The 17,493-nt window shown below is 62.8% G+C and carries 13 protein-coding genes; 4 read left to right on the top strand and 9 right to left on the bottom strand.

Features of this window, described 5'->3' with window-relative positions:
• Positions 1 to 21: 21 nt before the first annotated feature.
• Entirely contained in the window at positions 22 to 942 is a 921-nt protein-coding gene (locus AMC99_RS07370; protein WP_061924830.1) for a CPBP family intramembrane glutamic endopeptidase, read from the top strand.
• Positions 943 to 984: 42 nt separating this feature from the next.
• On the opposite strand, the gene lpdA is transcribed toward AMC99_RS07370, so the two are convergent.
• The 8 genes from lpdA to AMC99_RS07330 form a co-directional block, all read right to left on the bottom strand.
• Positions 985 to 2,397, bottom strand: coding sequence for a dihydrolipoyl dehydrogenase (gene lpdA, locus AMC99_RS07365; protein WP_061924827.1), 1,413 nt, complete (start codon positions 2,395 to 2,397; stop codon positions 985 to 987).
• 10 nt (positions 2,398 to 2,407) lie between these two features.
• Positions 2,408 to 3,652, bottom strand: a complete 1,245-nt coding sequence (gene odhB / locus AMC99_RS07360; RefSeq protein WP_061924824.1) for a 2-oxoglutarate dehydrogenase complex dihydrolipoyllysine-residue succinyltransferase — start codon at positions 3,650 to 3,652, stop codon at positions 2,408 to 2,410.
• Positions 3,653 to 3,664: 12 nt separating this feature from the next.
• On the bottom strand, positions 3,665 to 6,511 hold the full coding sequence (locus AMC99_RS07355; RefSeq protein WP_061924821.1) for a 2-oxoglutarate dehydrogenase E1 component: 2,847 nt from the start codon (positions 6,509 to 6,511) through the stop codon (positions 3,665 to 3,667).
• A gap of 81 nt (positions 6,512 to 6,592) precedes the next feature.
• Positions 6,593 to 7,483: a succinate--CoA ligase subunit alpha gene (sucD, locus tag AMC99_RS07350; RefSeq protein WP_061924818.1), complete on the bottom strand. Its 891-nt coding sequence runs from the start codon at positions 7,481 to 7,483 to the stop codon at positions 6,593 to 6,595.
• Positions 7,484 to 7,543: 60 nt separating this feature from the next.
• Positions 7,544 to 8,506: a malate dehydrogenase gene (gene mdh / locus AMC99_RS07345; RefSeq protein WP_061924815.1), complete on the bottom strand. Its 963-nt coding sequence runs from the start codon at positions 8,504 to 8,506 to the stop codon at positions 7,544 to 7,546.
• 293 nt (positions 8,507 to 8,799) lie between these two features.
• Positions 8,800 to 10,767, bottom strand: a complete 1,968-nt coding sequence (locus tag AMC99_RS07340) for a putative bifunctional diguanylate cyclase/phosphodiesterase (RefSeq protein WP_061924812.1) — start codon at positions 10,765 to 10,767, stop codon at positions 8,800 to 8,802.
• A gap of 91 nt (positions 10,768 to 10,858) precedes the next feature.
• Positions 10,859 to 11,179, bottom strand: coding sequence for a hypothetical protein (locus AMC99_RS07335; protein ID WP_061924809.1), 321 nt, complete (start codon positions 11,177 to 11,179; stop codon positions 10,859 to 10,861).
• A 146-nt stretch (positions 11,180 to 11,325) separates the two neighbouring features.
• Positions 11,326 to 12,384, bottom strand: coding sequence for a cell wall hydrolase (locus AMC99_RS07330; protein ID WP_232301348.1), 1,059 nt, complete (start codon positions 12,382 to 12,384; stop codon positions 11,326 to 11,328).
• A gap of 213 nt (positions 12,385 to 12,597) precedes the next feature.
• Between AMC99_RS07330 and AMC99_RS07325 the strand changes: the two genes are divergently transcribed.
• The 3 genes from AMC99_RS07325 to AMC99_RS07315 are packed head-to-tail and all read left to right on the top strand — an operon-like array spanning position 12,598 to position 15,118.
• Entirely contained in the window at positions 12,598 to 13,431 is an 834-nt protein-coding gene (locus AMC99_RS07325; RefSeq protein WP_232301347.1) for an ABC transporter substrate-binding protein, read from the top strand.
• Complete coding sequence (locus tag AMC99_RS07320) at positions 13,428 to 14,381, top strand: FecCD family ABC transporter permease (RefSeq protein WP_061924804.1); 954 nt, start codon at positions 13,428 to 13,430, stop codon at positions 14,379 to 14,381. The genes AMC99_RS07325 and AMC99_RS07320 overlap by 4 nt, the downstream gene beginning before the upstream one ends.
• A complete protein-coding gene (locus AMC99_RS07315; RefSeq protein WP_061924800.1) occupies positions 14,378 to 15,118 on the top strand; it encodes an ABC transporter ATP-binding protein in 741 nt (246 codons plus the stop codon). The genes AMC99_RS07320 and AMC99_RS07315 overlap by 4 nt, the downstream gene beginning before the upstream one ends.
• On the opposite strand, the gene AMC99_RS07310 is transcribed toward AMC99_RS07315, so the two are convergent.
• Entirely contained in the window at positions 15,119 to 17,323 is a 2,205-nt protein-coding gene (locus tag AMC99_RS07310; protein WP_083440113.1) for a M3 family metallopeptidase, read from the bottom strand.
• Positions 17,324 to 17,493: the final 170 nt, after the last annotated feature.

Below are 17,493 nucleotides of genomic sequence, written 5' to 3'. Positions count from 1 at the left end.
CGGTCGGTTAGCCAGCCCGTCATGACACAGACCATCTTTACCGACGAGCCGGCCAAGGGCTGGATTGCGCCGAGTATCGCCGCCCCCTTCATCTGCATTTTCCTAGTAGCGATCAGCAGCCTGCCGCTCGATTTCTGGTTCGAATCTCTTGGTCTGTTGGATGCAAAGGGCACCCCGCAAGGGCCCCTGGGATTTTGCATCTTCCTTGCCTCATTCATTTCGATTGGGCTCGCGGTGTTCGCGTGGTTGCGCTGGATCGAAAAAAGGAGCCTCGCAAGCGCCGGACTTCGCGGAGATCTGCGGTTCAGAAGGTTTCTGATCGGACTGGCTATCGGCCTCGCGATGATGGGCGCAACCGTTGCAACCATCGCCATTGCCGGAGGATACCGTACCGGTGATCTGTTCCCCGCATTTGCCAGCCCTGCTGCGCTTGGCTGGATCGGCTTGCTGCTGGCTAGTTTCACTGCTCAAGCGAGCGTCGAGGAATTCGTCTTTCGGGGCTGGCTGTTTTCGACCGTCATGCGGCGGTGGAATGCGGTTGCCGCCTTCGTATTGACGTCCGCCGCGTTCACTTTCCTGCACTTTTCGCCCGGAACGCCACCGTTGGTGTTGGTCATGACCTTCGCCTTTTCAATCTTCGCCTGTGCCTGGGCGCAACGCTCGAATTCGATCTGGGGCGTAATGGGCTGGCACACCGGCTGGAACTGGCTTGGCGGTGTTGGTTTCGATGTGCCGATCACGGGCCTGGATACGGGTCTGCCGGCACTGATCGTCAGGATGGTGCCTTCCGGACCGGTATGGCTGAATGGCGGCGCGGAAGGCCCGGAAGGGAGCGTGTTTACGCTCGCCCTGCTGATTGCGGGGAGCCTGATCCTGCTGTGGCCCAGGCAGCAGGGCGAGAGCGATGGGAGCGGCGCAGCACCGTCCCATCACCGGACGTAGCAGTCTCACATCACGACCGGGCAAGCCGGCCGCAATCGCAACCTACATGTGGATCGGCTTGCCCTGGACCGCCATCGCGGCTTCCTTGATCGCTTCCGAATGCGTCGGGTGCGCGTGGCAGGTGTAGGCAATGTCTTCCGACGTCGCGCCGAATTCCATCGCCTGCGTCGCCTGGGCGATCATCGTGCCCGCAACGCTCGCGATGCACCACACGCCCAGCACACGGTCGCTGTCTGCGTCGGCGATGACCTTCACGAAGCCTTCGGGCTCGTGATTGGTCTTGGCGCGGCTGTTCGCCATCATCGGGAACTTGCCGACCTTGATCTTGGCCTTGTCGCCGCCCGCCTTTTCGAGAGCTTCTGCCTCGGTCAGGCCGACACCGGCAAACTCCGGCCAGGTATAGACGACACCCGGGATCAGGTCGTGGTTCACAATGCCGGTCTGTCCGGCCACGTTTTCAGCGCAGGCGATGCCTTCGTCCTCGGCCTTGTGCGCCAGCATCGGGCCGGGGATCACGTCGCCGATCGCCCACACGCCGTCCACCTTGGTGCGGAAGTCGTGATCGGTTTCGATCTGGCCGCGCTTGTTGAGTTCGAGCCCGATGTTTTCGAGTCCGAGCTTGTCGGTGTTGGGACGGCGACCGATGGACACCAGCACGCAGTCTGCATCCAGCGTTTCGCTGTCACCACCGGCGGCGGGTTCCAGCGTCAGCGTGGCTTTCTTGCCTTTGACCGTGCAGCCGGTGACCTTGGTCGAAAGACGCAGTTCCATGCCCTGCTTCTTGAAGATCTTGGCCGCTTCCTTGCGGACATCGTCGTCCATTCCGGGGAGCAGCTTGTCGAGGAATTCGACCACGATCACCTCGGCACCAAGGCGGCGCCACACGCTGCCGAGTTCAAGGCCGATCACGCCGCCGCCGATGACGACCATCTTTTTGGGCACCGATTTCAGTTCCAGCGCGCCAGTGGAATCGACCACGACCTGCTTGTCATTGTCGACTTCGACGCCGGGCAGGGGAGTGACGGACGAACCGGTGGCGATGATCACGTTCTTCGCCGTGACCGTCTCGTCGCCGACCTTGACCGTATGCGCGTCCTGGAAGGTGGCGTGGCCCTTCTTCCAGTCGACCTTGTTCTTCTTGAACAGGAATTCGATCCCGCCGGTCAGACCCTTCACCGCGTCGCGGCGCTGGGCGTGCATTGTGTCGAGGTTGAGCTTCGGCTTCACCTCGATGCCCATGTGCTCCATCGTGCCATTGCTGGCAGCATCGAAATACTCGGATGCGTGCAGCATCGCCTTCGACGGGATGCAGCCGACGTTGAGGCAGGTGCCGCCCAGCGTCTCGCGGCTTTCGGCACAGGCGGTCTTCAGCCCAAGCTGCGCAGCGCGGATCGCAGCGACATAGCCACCCGGGCCAGCGCCGATGACGAGGACGTCGTAGTCGTATTCAGCCATTATTTCTTCCTCAGAGGTCGATCAGCATCCGCGTGGGATCTTCGATCGCTTCCTTGATGATCTTGAGTGCGGTCACGGCCTCGCGGCCGTCGATCAGCCGGTGGTCGTAGGACAATGCGATATACATCATCGGGCGGATGACGATTTCGCCGTCGACGACGACCGGGCGGTCCTCGATGCGGTGGAGGCCAAGGACGGCGCTCTGCGGCGGGTTGATGATCGGGGTCGACATCAGCGATCCGAACACGCCACCGTTGGAAATGGTGAAGGTGCCGCCCTTCATGTCTTCCATCGTCAGCGTGCCTTCCTTGGCGCGCTTGCCGAAGTCCGCGATATCCTTCTCGATACGGGCGAAGCCCTTGTCCTGCGCGTCACGGATGACGGGAACAACGAGGCCGTTGGGCGCCGAGACAGCGACCGAAATGTCGACGTAATCGTGATAGACGATCTCGTCGCCCTCGATATAGGCGTTGACCGCGGGGACATCTTTCAACGCGAGGCACGAAGCCTTCGCGAAGAAGCCCATGAAGCCGAGGCGAATGTCGTGCTTCTTGGCGAACAGGTCCTTGTACTTGTTACGCGCCTCGATCACCGCCGACATGTCGACATCGTTGAAGGTCGTGAGCAGCGCGGCATTGTCCTGAGCACCCTTCAGGCGCTTGGCAATTGTCTGGCGCATGCGCGTCATCTTGACGCGTTCCTCGCGGCGCTCGCCCTGCGAAGCTGCCGGAGCCGAAGGGGTTGCTGCCTGTTCGGGGGCGGCAGATGCGATGGTGTCGCCGCTGCCCGAGGATTTTGCCTTCGCCGCAGCGACGACGTCTTCCTTGGTCAGGCGGCCATCCTTGCCTGTGCCCTTAATCGTAGTCGGATCGACGCCGTGTTCCAGGACCGCGCGGCGCACGGCCGGCGACATGGTGACAGAGGAATCGCCCGAAGCGGGTTCGGCACGTTCCTGTTTGCCTTCTTCACGTTCTTCGGTCGCGCGACCGGCTTCCTCGCCCTTTGCGGCAGGCGCTCCGCCTGCTTCGACAGTGGCGATGACGGCGCCGACTTCGACGGTATCGCCAACGGCGACCTTGTGTTCGCCCATGACGCCGGCAACGGGCGAGGGTACGTCGACTGCGACCTTGTCGGTCTCGAGGCTGGCGATCGGTTCGTCCACGGCAACGGCGTCGCCGGGGTTCTTGAGCCATTCGCCGACGGTCGCTTCGGTGACCGATTCGCCGAGGGTGGGGACTTTGACTTCAGTGGCCATGTGCTTGTTTCCTCAGGCCTTCTTCTTGGCAGATTTGGAGTTGCGGAGGGCTTCGCCGCCATCGGCGAGACCCAGGGCGATATCGATGAGAGCGTGCTGCTGCATCTGGTGACGCTTGGCGAAACCGGTTGCGGGCGATGCCGCGACCTCGCGGCCGGCATAGGTCGGGCGCATGCCGCCATGACCCGATTCCGACAGGGCCTGCTCGATCTGGCTTTCGACGAAGAACCACGCACCGTTGTTCTTCGGTTCTTCCTGGCACCACACGACCTGTTCGAGGTTGGTCATGCGCGCCAGTCGGGCTGCAAGCGGTTCCCCGGGGAAGGGATAGAGTTGTTCGATGCGAACCACCGAAACGTCTTCCAGCCCTTCCTCGTCGCGCTTCTGCAGCAGGTCGTAACCAACCTTGCCGCTGCACAACACCAGACGGCGGATCTTCTTGTCGGCGATTTCCGTCGTATCCGACTTGATCCGCATGAAGTGGTGATCGCCGAGGAATTCTTCCTCGTTCGACTTGGCCAGCGGATGGCGAAGCAAGCTCTTGGGTGTCATGATGATCAGCGGCTTGCGGAACGGGCGCAGCATCTGGCGACGCAAAACGTGGAAATAGTTCGCCGGCGTCGTGATGTTGCAAACACACATATTGTCGTTCGCGCACAGCTGCAGGAAGCGTTCGAGGCGGGCGGAGGAGTGTTCCGGGCCCTGTCCTTCGAAACCATGCGGCAGCAGCATGACGAGACCGTTTGCGCGCAGCCACTTGGCCTCACCCGCAGCGATGAACTGGTCGATCATGATCTGCGCACCGTTGGCGAAGTCGCCGAACTGCGCTTCCCACAGCACGAGGCTCTTGGGATCAGCCATGGCGAAACCGTATTCGAAGCCGAGCACGCCGTATTCCGACAGCGGGCTGTCATAAACTTCGAACTTGCCATGCGGCAGCTGGCACAGCGGAATGTATTTTTCTTCGGTTTTCTGGTCGATCCAGACCGCGTGACGCTGGCTAAAGGTGCCGCGACCCGAATCCTGGCCCGAAAGACGCACCCCGAAACCTTCGGTTACGAGGCTGCCGAAAGCGAGCGCTTCGGCGGTTGCCCAGTCGAAACCTTCGCCCTTCTTGAACATCTCGCTCTTGGCATCGAGCACGCGCTGCAGTGTCTTGTGGATCGTGTGATCCTCGGGGACGGTGGTCAGCGTGCGGCCGAGGCTGTCGAACAGCTTCTTCTCGATCGCGGTTTCGATATTGCGGCGCGCACCCTCGGGATCGGCCGGCTTGTTGAGGCCCGCCCAGCGTCCGCCGAACCAGTCTGCCTCGTCGGGCTGGTACTTCTCTGCCGCAGCAAATTCGCCGTCGAGGACAGAGATGAACTCGTCGCGCAGTTGCGGGGCCGTACCGCTATCGATTACGCCATCCTGGACCAACTTGTCAGAATAGATCTCGCTGACCCGCGGATGCTTGCGGATCGCGTCATACATCAGCGGCTGGGTGAAGCTGGGTTCGTCACCTTCATTGTGACCGAAGCGGCGATAGCACCACATGTCGATCACGATATCGCGCTTGAACTTCTGGCGGTATTCGATCGCCAATTTGCAGCAGAAGGTCACGGCCTCGGGATCATCGCCGTTCACGTGCAGGATCGGCGCCTGGACGCCCTTGGCGACGTCCGAGGGGTAGGGCGACGAACGCGCGAAACGCGGGCTCGTGGTGAAGCCGATCTGGTTGTTGATGATGAAGTGGATGCAGCCACCGGTGTTGTAACCGTTGACGCCCGAGAAGCCGAGGCACTCCCACACGATGCCCTGGCCAGCAAAGGCAGCGTCGCCGTGCAGCAGCACGGGCAGGACCTGCTCGTGCGCGTCGAGGTCTTCGCGCATCGCCTGCTGGGCGCGCACCTTGCCGAGGACGACCGGATCGACCGCCTCGAGGTGGCTGGGGTTGGGCACCAGGCTCATGTGCACCTTGATCCCGTCGAACTCGCGGTCGGTGCTGGTGCCGAGGTGGTATTTCACGTCGCCCGAACCGCCGACATCGTCGGGGTTGGCGCTGCCGCCCTGGAATTCGTGGAAGATGACCTTGTACGGCTTGCCCATGACGTTGGCGAGCACGTTGAGGCGGCCGCGGTGGGCCATGCCGTAAACGATTTCGCGCACGCCGTCTTGGCTGCCGTACTTGATCACCGCTTCGAGCGCGGGGATCATCGATTCACCGCCGTCGAGGCCGAAACGCTTGGTGCCGACGTATTTCTTGCCGAGGAATTTCTCGTATTCCTCGCCGCGGATCACGGCCGAAAGGATCGCCTTCTTGCCCTCGGGCGTGAACTGGATCGTATCTTCGGGCTTCTCGAACTTGTCCTGCAGGAACCGGCGTTCCTCGGTGTCCGAGATATGCATGTATTCGAGGCCGACATTGCCGCAATAGGTCCGGCGCAAGATCTTGTAGAGCTCGCCAACGGTGACCCATTCGAAACCGAACACGCCGCCGACATAGACTTCCTTGTCCTCTTGCCCGGCAAAGCCGTGCCATTCGAGGCTGAGGTCTTCCGGCTCTTCGCGATGCGACAGGCCGAGCGGGTCGAGATTGGCGGCGAGGTGACCGCGCACACGGTAAAGACGCACGAGCAGCATGGCACGCACGGAATCGTCGGCCGCCTGTTCGATCGCCTTGGGATCGGTCGGCTTGCCGGCCTTGGCCGCTGCTTTCTCCACCACCAGTTTCATGGTGGTCGGGTCCATCGCCTGCGTCAGGTCGGCAGCCGCATCGACCGCCGTTTCCAGCCAGCGCGGATTGGCCCAGCTGGGGCCTGGCTGCGGGCCTTCCTGGTCGCCCAGTTCCGGCATGAAATCGTGCTGTTCGTTACCCATTGGTCTGGTCACCTCTATGGAACCAATGACCGAGGCGGCTGAACGCTCCCGGGGAGGAGATGCGTAGAGCCGCCGCGTCGGTCAGGCGAGTTCCTTCAGGAGCGCATCGAGCGTCGTGCCGAGTTCGGACGGCGACGGCGATACGCGTATGCCTGCAGCTTCCATCGCTGCGATCTTGTCTTCGGCGCCGCCCTGGCCACCCGAAACGATGGCACCGGCGTGGCCCATGCGGCGTCCCGGAGGCGCCGTGCGGCCCGCGATGAAGCCGACCATCGGCTTCTTGCGGCCCTTCTTGGCCTGTTCGCTGATGAAGGCTGCGGCTTCTTCTTCGGCGCTGCCGCCGATTTCGCCGATCATGATGATCGACTTGGTCGCATCGTCATCGAGGAACATGTCGAGCACGTCGATGAAGTTGGTGCCGTTGACCGGGTCGCCGCCGATGCCGACTGCCGTGGTCTGGCCCAGGCCGACCATGGTGGTCTGGTGCACGGCTTCGTAGGTCAGCGTGCCAGAGCGGCTGACAACGCCGACGCTGCCCTTCTTGAAGATGGAACCCGGCATGATGCCGATCTTGCATTCTTCAGGGGTCAGGACGCCGGGGCAGTTCGGGCCGATCAGGCGCGATTTCGAACCCTGCAGGGCGCGCTTCACGCGAACCATGTCGAGCACCGGAATGCCTTCGGTGATGGCAACGATCAGTTCCATCTCTGCATCGATCGCTTCGAGGATCGAATCCGCTGCGAACGGCGGCGGAACATAGATACAGGTGGCGGTTGCGCCGGTTGCCTTCTTGGCATCGCCCACGGTGTTGTAAACCGGCAGTCCGATGTGCTCGGTGCCGCCCTTGCCGGGGGTAACGCCTGCGACCATCTGCGTGCCGTAAGCGAGCGCCTGCTGCGTGTGGAAGGTGCCGGTGTCGCCGGTCATCCCCTGGGTGATGACCTTGGTGTCTTTGTTTACGAGGATCGACATTCAACTCTCCTTGGGGAGGGAGGGCGGCTCAGCGGCCGCCCGTCTTTGTTCTGAAAGCGCTTATGCGAGCGAGTTATCGAGGCCCTTGCAGGCTTCGAGCAGTTCTTCGACGGCGTCGGTCGAAACCTTGAGGTTCGACTTTTCTTCGTCGGAAAGCTCGATCTCGACCACGTCTTCGATACCGTTCGCGCCGATGACGGCAGGGACGCCGACATAGAGCCCGTCGAGGCCGTACTTGCCATCGACATAGGCTGCGCAGGGCAGGATGCGCTTCTGGTCACCCAGATAGGCTTCGGCCATCGCGATCGCGCTGGTTGCTGGGGCATAATAGGCCGAACCGGTCTTGAGCAGGCCGACGATCTCGCCGCCGCCCGAACGGGTGCGCTGTACGATTTCGTCGATGCGGCTGGCGTCGATGCCCTTGATCTTGGCGAGGTCGTTGACCGGGATGCCGCTGATCGTGGTGTAGCTGGTGACGGGGACCATGGTGTCGCCGTGGCCGCCGAGGACGAAGGCGTTCACGTCCTTCACCGAAACGCCGAATTCCCAGGCGAGGAAGGTGGCGAAGCGTGCGCTGTCGAGGACACCGGCCATGCCTACGACCTTGTTGTGCGGCAGGCCGCTGAATTCGCGCAGCGCCCAGACCATCGCGTCGAGCGGATTGGTGATGCAGATCACGAATGCGTCGGGGCAGTTGTTCTTGATGCCTTCGCCGACCGATTTCATCACCGACAAGTTGATGCCGAGCAGGTCGTCGCGGCTCATGCCGGGCTTGCGCGGTACGCCGGCGGTGACGATCACCACGTCGGCGCCTGCAATGTCGGCGTAATCGTTGGTGCCGCTGATGTTGGCGTCGAAACCTTCGATAGGTCCGCACTGGGAAAGGTCGAGTGCCTTACCCTGCGGCATGCCTTCGGCGATATCGAAGAGGACGATGTCGCCCATTTCCTTCTTCGCTGCCAGGTGAGCAAGCGTTCCGCCGATCATGCCGGAACCAATGAGCGCAATCTTCTTGCGGGCCATCTTCGGTCTTTTCCTTCCCTCAGGTCTCGGGACGTGAAAAATCCTGACCGATGCGATGCATTCCCTAACGTCCCGCGAGGGCTGGCACCCGGTCTTCCTCGGCGGCCCTAGGCCGGGGGCAGGGCGATTGCAACCAGCAAAAGGTCGAACATGTCAACTATCTTTGCAATCAATTCGCAATAGCAATAAAGGCAGGTAGTGGCGCGAAATCGCGGGGCAACCCGTCGTAATTCTCACACATTACAGGGATGACGCATGAGCCGGAGCGAAGTTCCGGCAATCTGCGACCGGACTCAGGCGGTCTTGCGGTCGCCGCTATGGGCCGGGTCGCGTTCCTGCGACAATAGCATGGCGGCAAGGTAATCGGGGACGGCGCGGCTGAAGTAATAGCCTTGTCCCAGCGTGCAGCCCGCATCGCGCACGGCTTGCACCTGCTCGATGGTTTCGAGTCCTTCCGCGACGATGTCCATTTCCAGTGTCGAGCCCATTTCAGCCACGGCGCGGATGATGGCCTCGCTCTTGCGGCCCACGTCCTTGCCGGACACGAAGCTGCGATCGACCTTGATCTTCCGGAACGGGTATTTGTTGATGTAGCCGAGTGAGGAGTAGCCCGTGCCGAAATCATCGAGTGCGAAGCGCACGCCCTTGGCCGACAGTTCCTCGATAAAGACGGAGGTTGCGTCGCTGTCGTCGAGGAACAGGCTTTCGGTGACTTCGAGCTCCAGGCGCGACGGGGGCAGGCCGGCTTCGCGCAGGGCGTTGAGGATGCCGAGCGCAGCGCCCGGAGCCTTGATCTGCAGGGGCGAGAGATTGACCGCGACGGTAACGTCTTCGGGCCATTGCGCGGCTGTGCGTGCAGCCTGCGCCGTGATCCAGTTGCCGAGCGTGACGATGACGCCCGATTCTTCTGCCACCGGGATGAATTCGTCGGGACGCAGTTCGCCCTTTTCGGGGTGGAACCAGCGCACCAGCGCCTCGAAACAGCGGATCCGTCCGGTTTCGAGATCGACGATCGGCTGGAAGAAGATCGACAGTTCGTCGCGCTGGATCGCCTGACGCAATTCGCCTTCGATCTCGCGGCGACGCACGAGGTCGCGGGTCATCGTCGCATCGAAGAAGCGTGTCTGGGCGCGGCCGCCGACCTTGGCATGATACAGTGCCTGGTCCGCATTCTGCATCAGCGTGTCGGCATCGGTGCCGTCTTCGGGCAGCAGCGCGACGCCGAGCGAGGCACGCACTTCCAGCCGGTCGCCGTCGAGGCGGATCGGGCGCATGATCTCGGCGTGGATTTCGCTCGCCAGCCGTTCGCTGTCGCGGCGATCGTCGATGCGGCAGAACATGATGAACTCGTCGCCGCCAAAGCGCGCGATGGTCGAACCCTGCGGCGCAATTTCGCGCAGGCGGCGGGCAACTTCGGTCAGCACGCGGTCGCCGATGGTATGGCCGAGCAGGTCGTTCACTTCCTTGAACCGGTCGAGGTCGATCCAGAACAGGGCAACCCTGCTGTCGTCCTTGAGCGCCATCATCATCTCGACCAGCGCATGGTTGAGGCCGGCGCGGTTGTTGAGGCCGGTCACGACGTCGGTCCGTGCGAGCAGCTGCATCTTTTCGGCCAGCTTGGCGCTGGTTTCGGCAGCGGCGATGGAATCGCGCAGCACCTTGAACACGTTCATCGTGATCGATGCCATTGCCGGCAACAGCAGCAGCATCGTGAAGAACAGGGCGATGTGAGCCATCGTGCCCAGCCACAGGGCGGCGCCCATGATGGGAAGGCAAGTGAGTGACAGCTGGCCCATCGCGATCACCGGACGACCGGCGTTACGGGCGCAGATGCCCACGCCGTAACAGGTGGCGTTGGCGACCATCAGGATTTCGACTTCGGCACCTGCATCCAGCAGCATCGTCGCCGCAGCCACTCCGCCAAGGAGGAAGGCGTAGCTGAAGGCGCCGATTTCGTAGATGATTTCGAGCTTGCGCGTGCTGGTATCGCTCTGTTCGGGCGACAGGCCCAATGCGGCTGTGACGCGGGCCACGGCGACGACGGTCAGCAGCAGACTGGCCAGGTAGAGGATGTTTTCGCCCGAGGCCCATGCGGCGATCGCAGTCGATGCAATCCCGTTGATCGCGCCGATCGCCAGGCTGGCGGGCTGCGTGTAGAGCGTCGTCACAAGTGTGCGTCGCACCCGCGCAGAAAGCTTGTCTGCACGCGGCCGCGAAAGAAACCTGTCGCGCAATGTCAGGAGCGCCCCGTTGCCTCTCATGCGGGCAGCGATAACGGCAAGACGTCACCGTCAGGTTAACGTCCTACTTACCAAAGGATGTGGAAAGAATTTTTCGCAGACGGACTGCGCTTCAGGCGCCTTGCTGGCAGAGGTTCGCGCCGCCGCGCTGTTCCAGCGTATCGGCCATGCGGCGATCGAGTGTGCGGCACACCGACAGCCACCAGCGATAGGCATCCATATCGTCTTGGAAAAATGCGGTTTCGGCAGAATTGCGGGCGGCACGTGCGGCGCTCATCCCGTGTTCGGCGAAGTGACGCAGGGCCGCTTCCAGCATGTGATCGACGACGATGGTTTCGCCGTTGTCGTTTGCAGCGCGCAAGCCTTCGTGGACGATTTTCGTGCGAACGACAGTGCTCAACGCGGACCGCGCAGCGGCAAAACGAACAGACATGCAGGAGATCCTTGCGGGCTTTGAATTTCAGCGAGTGAAGGGCACCTAGCTGCGCACCCGCTAAAGGCCCGTTTTATAACAGGGTTTCCAGCGTGTTAACGGTGCTGTTTATGCATCGGGCACAAGCGCGTCCGTCGCTGCTGCGCTTACTTTGCGACGGGTGATCCGGGTTGCGATTTCCATTGGCCGACGCGCGAATATTGCTCCTTCACCTGACCGGCTCCGGCATATGGGCCGCTCTGCTGCTGGGCAGGGACGGGTGCTGCGGCCGGAAGCGGCGCCGGATCGGCGCGGTGAGACATTTCGCCGGCACTGCCATTCGAAGCGGGAGCATATTCCGCTGCCGTCACCACCGGTCCGGCATCGCGCAGTGCGACCGGCGTTACGCTCTCGACACCGCTATAGCGGGCAAGGAAGGCGCCCGATGTACCGGCTGCCCCGCGCCAGCGATAGAAACGGTGCGCACCGATTGCACCAACATAGTCGAGCGTTTTCGCCCAGTACGGATTGACCCAATTGGTGTGGTAATGGGTGGCAAGCCCGATCGGTTTGTACACTTCGCCGGCGAGGGCGCGGGCTGCTATCGCCTGGGCACGGTCCCAGCCGCGCCGGCTGGGCTGGCGGGCGAGCGATCCGTCGCAGGTGAAAGTGAACTGGCAACCGGTCTGGCGCTGCGAGCCCTGGAAAACCACGCCGCATACGCTGTTCGGCCATGCCGAATGCGCAACGCGGTTGAGCACGACCTGGGCGACGGCCTGCTGCCCGGCATCGCTTTCGCTGGCAGCCTCGTAATAGATCGCTTGCGTCATGCAGCGAAGCGCGCGTGCCTTGTCGAGACCTGTCCCGGCGCTGAGGAAGGACCGCGCTGCAGGACCGGCATCGATGGCAAGCCCTACTCCAGCGCTTTCGACGGGTTGTTCCATCGGATCGAGCGCGGGAAGGGCGAGGGAAGTTTCCGGCGTTTCCTCGAGGTAATAGAATGCAGCCCCGGGGAAGCCCATTCCCGGCTGTTCGAATGGCTGGAGCTGCGGTTCGGCTGCAAGAGACATGCTGTCACCTGAATTGCGCGCAATGTCCCAGTCACCGGGCGCGGCGAAGGCCGGAACGCCGATGGCAGCGGCCAGCACCAATGCGCGGCGACCGCGATGACGCGGTGCCTGTGCATCGGCTGGTCCCATCAGGGCATTGAAAATTCGGCGCAGCATCGGTGTCCTTTTGAGCGAACGAAAATCGCGCTCCGGCGCGTAGCCCCGGGCGGCGGCTTGCGCGAGCATCCTGTCGGCGCCGTCCCTATTACAGACAGGGCAGTTAAAAAGGTTAACTTGGCTAGGTGCCGCCCGGCGCACTTGCGGCGCGGTTCCCGCCTGACTATCGCATCAGTCTGACGGGGACCGATGACAGCCAGATTTCCATTATTCTTGCCAATCGGATCGCGGCTGGCGCTCGCCGTCGCTGCGGCTCTCGGCCTTGCATCATGCGCGCCGACCGCGACGCACGAAGGGCAGCGCCCTGCCAAGCCCGCCTTCGTCAGCCTCAACCCCTGCACCGACGCCATCCTGGTAGAGGTCGCCGATCCGTCGCAAGTGCTCGCGCTGTCGCATTACAGCATGGACCCCGCATCAAGCTCGATCCCGGCAGAAGTGGCATCCAAATTTGCAGCGACTGGCGGTGCGGTCGAGGAGATTGCCGCACTCGATCCCGATCTCGTTCTCGCCGCAAGTTTCATATCACCAGCGACCCGCAACGCGCTGGATCGACTGGGATTTCGCACCGAGACTTTCGGTATTGCGAGCGACGAGCAGGGCAGTTTCGAGCAGATCAGGCGCATCGCGGCGCTGGCGGGGCATCCTGAACGGGGGGAGGCGCTGATCGGGCGTATCGAAAGCGCTCTCGCAGCCAATCGCGCGCGCGAAGGAGAACCCAGCGTTTCGACCGTGCTGTGGCAGCCTGGCGATATCGTGCCGGGGGAGCAGGCGCTTGTCAGCGGATTGATGCGCAATGCAGGTCTGTCCAGCCACAGCAGCGCCATCGGCATGGGGCAGGCGGATTACCTGTCGCTCGAACAGATGCTGGCATCGCCGCCGCAATTGCTGCTGGTGGCAGGTGACAGCCGAGCTCAGCATCACCCCGCGTTGAAGCAGCTGGAAAACACGCGCGTCGAAACGCTCGATCCCTCGCTGCTCTATTGCGGCGGCCCGACCATCATTCGCGCAGCCGAGCGGCTTGGCGCGATCCGTAGGTCAATGACATGAACCGTGCAGCACTGGTCTTTGCCGGTCTGCTCGCGCTGGCGCTGCCGCTGTCGCTGCTGGCGGGCCGCGTATGGATCGACCCTGCGACCACGCCCAATGCGGCATTGATTCTGATGGAGCTGCGCCTGCCGCGCGCGCTGCTCGCCATGACCGTGGGTGCAGGGCTGGGTGCCGCTGGCGCTGCGATGCAGGGTTATCTCCGAAATCCGCTGGCCGATCCGGGATTGTTCGGCATCGCCCCGATGGCTGCGCTTGGCGCAGTGGCGAGCCTCTGGTTCGGCTTTGCCGTCAGCCCGTGGCTGCTCCCCGTCATGGCGCTGTGCGGGGCGGCGGTCGGCATGGCTTTGCTCGCAGGTATTGCAGGCCGGACCGGCGGTATCGCGCTGTTCACGCTTGCCGGCCTGATGATCGCGAGCCTTGCCGGAGCCCTGACCGCGTTGGCGATCACCATGTCGCCCAGCGCCTTTGCGATGAGCGAGATCGTCATGTGGCTCAACGGCGCGCTGACCGATCGCAGCTGGGACGAGGTATGGATTGCAGCGCCGCTCGTCACGATCGGCATAGTCCTGCTCGCCTTCGCCTCCCGCCCGCTCGATGCGCTGACTTTGGGGGGCGATGCGGCGAGGTCGATGGGCGTCGACATGGGCCGTTTGATGGCGTTGCTGGTCACAGGTATCGGACTGACCGTCGGCGCAGGCGTTGCAGTGGCCGGCATCATCGGCTTTGTCGGGCTGATCGTCCCGCATCTCGTCCGCCCGATGACCGATCGTCTGCCATCCAGCCTGATCCTGCCGAGCGCGCTTGCAGGCGCCCTGCTGGTGCTGGTCGCTGACAGCCTTGTCCGCATACTGCCACTGGTGACGGAGTTGCGACTGGGCATTGCTCTCAGCCTGATCGGTGCGCCGTTCTTCCTCTGGCTGTTGTTGCGCATGCGGAGGGGCAGGGTATGAGCCTCAGCGCAAGCGATCTCACAATTCGGCGGGGCGACGTCCCGGCGTTGACCGGTGTTTCGACCAGCCTATCGGGCGGTAGCATCACCGCCATTTGCGGACCGAACGGAGCGGGAAAGTCGACGCTACTGATGGCGCTGGCGGGCCTTCTCGAACCGTCAGCCGGAGCGGCAGCGCTGGAGGCGGCGAGCCTTGCCTGCCTCCATCCACGCGTGCGCGCCCGCCGTATCGGCTATCTGCCGCAGGAAGCGAGCGTGGCATGGGACGTGTCGGTCGCCAATCTCGTGCGGCTGGGGCGAATGCCGCACCGCGACAGGGGCGAAGAGGCGGTAGAAAGCGCCATTACAGCGCTCGACCTGCAACCTTTGCGCCACCGCCCCGCATCGCAGCTTTCGGGCGGCGAGAAAGCGCGCACGCTTCTCGCACGCGTGCTTGCTGGCGAGCCCGAATGGATCCTAGCCGACGAACCGCTGGCGGCGCTCGACCTCGGCCATCAGGTCACGCTGCTGCGGCATCTGCGCAGCGCGGCGAACGGGGGGGCGGGCGTCGTGCTGGTGCTGCACGACCTGGCGCAGGCGATGAACCACGCGGATCATGTGCTGGTATTGAAAGAGGGCCGCCTGATCGCAGACGGCCCCCCTCAGGATGCATTGTCGAGCGAAATCATCGCCGACGTATGGGGCGTCACCGCGCGCTGGCTCGGGGAACCGGGCGCGCGGGCGCTTGTCACCGGCTGATTATTCGCCGTCCTCGCCAACGAGGCCGCGCGATACCAGCATCGGGGTCACGTCGGGCTCACGACCGGCGAAGTTCTGGAACATCTGGAAGTAATCCATCGTCCCGCCCTGGCTGATCACGGTGTCGCGATAGTGGTCGCCGTTGGCGCGCGTCAGCCCGCCATTGTCGAGGAACCACTTGCGGCTGTCCTTGTCGAGCATCTCGGTCCACAGATAGCTGTAATAGCCGGCCGAATAGCCTGCCGGGCCCGAGAAGATATGGTTGAAGTAGCTGGTGCGATAACGCGGCGGCACGAGGTCGATTTCGAGGCCGAGCTCCTTCAGCGACTTGCGTTCGAAGGCATCGACCTTCTCCGGCGTATCGATCGAAGCCGCTTCTTCGGGCGACAGTGCATGCCACTTCATGTCGAGCAGCGCTGCTTCCACCGTTTCACCAAAGTCGTAACCCTGGTTGAACTTGGCTGCGGCCTGGATCTTCTCGACCATAGCCATCGGCAGCGTTTCACCGGTCTTGTAGTGCTTGGCATAATTCTGCAGCACTTCCGGATAGGTCGCCCACATCTCGTTCACCTGGCTCGGATACTCGACGAAGTCGCGCGCCGTCGCCGTGCCTGAAAGCGAGGTGTACTGCTGGTTGGCGAACAGGCCGTGCAGGGCATGGCCGAATTCGTGGAACATCGTTTCGACATTGTCGAAATCGACCAGCTGCACTTCGCCTTCCGGCGCCTTCGGGATGTTGAGCACGTTGTAGATCACCGGCTTGGTGCCCCACAGGTGGCTCTGGTCCACGAAGTTCGACATCCATGCACCGCCACGCTTCGACGGGCGCTGGTAGGGGTCGAAATAGAAGATGCCGAGCTGCGAGCCGTCCTTGTCGAACACGTCATAGGTCGACACGTCGGGGTGATAGACCGGCAGGTCGGTGCGCTTCTTGAAGCTGATGCCGTAAAGCTTGTTGGCGGCGAAGAACACGCCGTCTTCCAGCACCTGGTCGATCTGGAAATAAGGCTTCACGATGCTTTCGTCGAAGGCATAGCGTTCGGCCTTGATCTTCTCGGCATAAACGTTCCAGTCCCACGGCTTGACCGTGAAGTCCTTGCCTTCGGCCTTGATCATCGCGTTGATTTCGGCAGCTTCGCGGCGCTGGGTCGCGGCGAGGGCGGGGACCATCTGTTCCATGAAGCCGAGCGCGGTCGCAGGCTTTGCCGCCATGCGGTCGTACATGGTGTAGCTGGCCCAGTCGGGTTCGCCGAACAGGGCAGCCTTTTCGGCGCGCAACTGGGCGATCTTGGCGACCAGCATACGGGTGTCGTTTTCATCGCCGCTGTCGGCGCGGTGATAGCTCGCCCAGAACAGCTTTTCGCGGGTGCCGCGATCCTCGAGGCTGGGGTTGAGCGGGTGGCGCGTCGTGTTCTGCAGCGCGATCGCGTATTTGCCTTCATGCCCCTTTTCGGCGGCGAGCTTGGCTGCGCCTTCGATCTCGGCATCGGTCAGGCCGGCGAGGGCTGCCGCATCATCGACGATCAGCGCATTATCGACGGTCGCTTCGCGAACCTTCTGGCTGAATTCGGTCGTGATCGTGGTCAGCTCGGTGTTGATTTCCTTCACCCGTTCGCGCTGGGCGTCGGTCAGCAAGGCACCGGCGTGGACCATGCCCTTGTAGGTTTCCTCGAGTAGCTTGGCGTCTTCGCGCGTCATCGTCATCGATGCGCGTGCGTCATAGACCGCCTTCACCCGGGCGAAGAGTTCGGGGTTGAGGCTGATCTTGTCCGAATGCGCGCTCAGCTTGGGGCCGATTTCGGTGTCGATCTGGTCGAGGCGGTCGTTGGTGTTGGCGCCGGTGAGCGCATAGAACACGGTCGCGACGCGGCCGAGCATGCGGCCCGATTTCTCGAGAGCGACGATGGTATTCTCGAACGTCGGGGCAGCGGGATTGTCGATGATCGCCTGCACTTCGGCCTGCTGGATCGCCATGCCCTGTTCGAAGGCCGGGATGTAGTCATCCTCGCTGATCTTGGTGAAGTCGGGCGCGTGCAGCGGAAGCGTGCTTTCGGATGCGAAATAACCGGTCCCCTGGGGAATGTCCGGCGCGTAATCTGCGGCTTCTTCAGCCTGCTTGATCGGATCCATCGCGTCCTCGTAAGTGGTTGCGCAGCCGGCCAGGAGGGCGGCAATTGCAGTGGTGGCCAGAATGCGGGCCTTCATAAGCTCTCCAATTCCTTGATGTGCCGCATGCAGCGAATGGCACGCGGTCGTTCCAGTCCTCTGTAACAAAGGCGACTTGAACAGAAGATTGATTGCATTTGCAACCACCGAGGCGGGCGTTGGCAGGTGCGCCAATGTCGCTGGTCGAAAGCTTCTGCCTGCGCTGTCGC

The sequence above is a fragment of the Altererythrobacter epoxidivorans genome, assembly GCF_001281485.1.
Lineage (GTDB): Bacteria > Pseudomonadota > Alphaproteobacteria > Sphingomonadales > Sphingomonadaceae > Erythrobacter > Erythrobacter epoxidivorans.
This window is presented reverse-complemented; position numbering and strand designations above follow the sequence as displayed.

Coding starts and splice junctions, on each gene's coding strand:
- AMC99_RS07340 (WP_061924812.1), bottom strand. CDS start 10,767: ATGAGAGGCAACGGGGCGCTCCTGACATTGCGCGACAGGTTTCTTTCG.
- AMC99_RS07370 (WP_061924830.1), top strand. CDS start 22: ATGACACAGACCATCTTTACCGACGAGCCGGCCAAGGGCTGGATTGCG.
- AMC99_RS07310 (WP_083440113.1), bottom strand. CDS start 17,323: ATGAAGGCCCGCATTCTGGCCACCACTGCAATTGCCGCCCTCCTGGCC.
- AMC99_RS07335 (WP_061924809.1), bottom strand. CDS start 11,179: ATGTCTGTTCGTTTTGCCGCTGCGCGGTCCGCGTTGAGCACTGTCGTT.
- AMC99_RS07320 (WP_061924804.1), top strand. CDS start 13,428: ATGAACCGTGCAGCACTGGTCTTTGCCGGTCTGCTCGCGCTGGCGCTG.
- AMC99_RS07355 (WP_061924821.1), bottom strand. CDS start 6,511: ATGGGTAACGAACAGCACGATTTCATGCCGGAACTGGGCGACCAGGAA.
- AMC99_RS07330 (WP_232301348.1), bottom strand. CDS start 12,384: ATGCTGCGCCGAATTTTCAATGCCCTGATGGGACCAGCCGATGCACAG.
- lpdA (WP_061924827.1), bottom strand. CDS start 2,397: ATGGCTGAATACGACTACGACGTCCTCGTCATCGGCGCTGGCCCGGGT.
- sucD (WP_061924818.1), bottom strand. CDS start 7,483: ATGTCGATCCTCGTAAACAAAGACACCAAGGTCATCACCCAGGGGATG.
- AMC99_RS07315 (WP_061924800.1), top strand. CDS start 14,378: ATGAGCCTCAGCGCAAGCGATCTCACAATTCGGCGGGGCGACGTCCCG.
- mdh (WP_061924815.1), bottom strand. CDS start 8,506: ATGGCCCGCAAGAAGATTGCGCTCATTGGTTCCGGCATGATCGGCGGA.
- odhB (WP_061924824.1), bottom strand. CDS start 3,652: ATGGCCACTGAAGTCAAAGTCCCCACCCTCGGCGAATCGGTCACCGAA.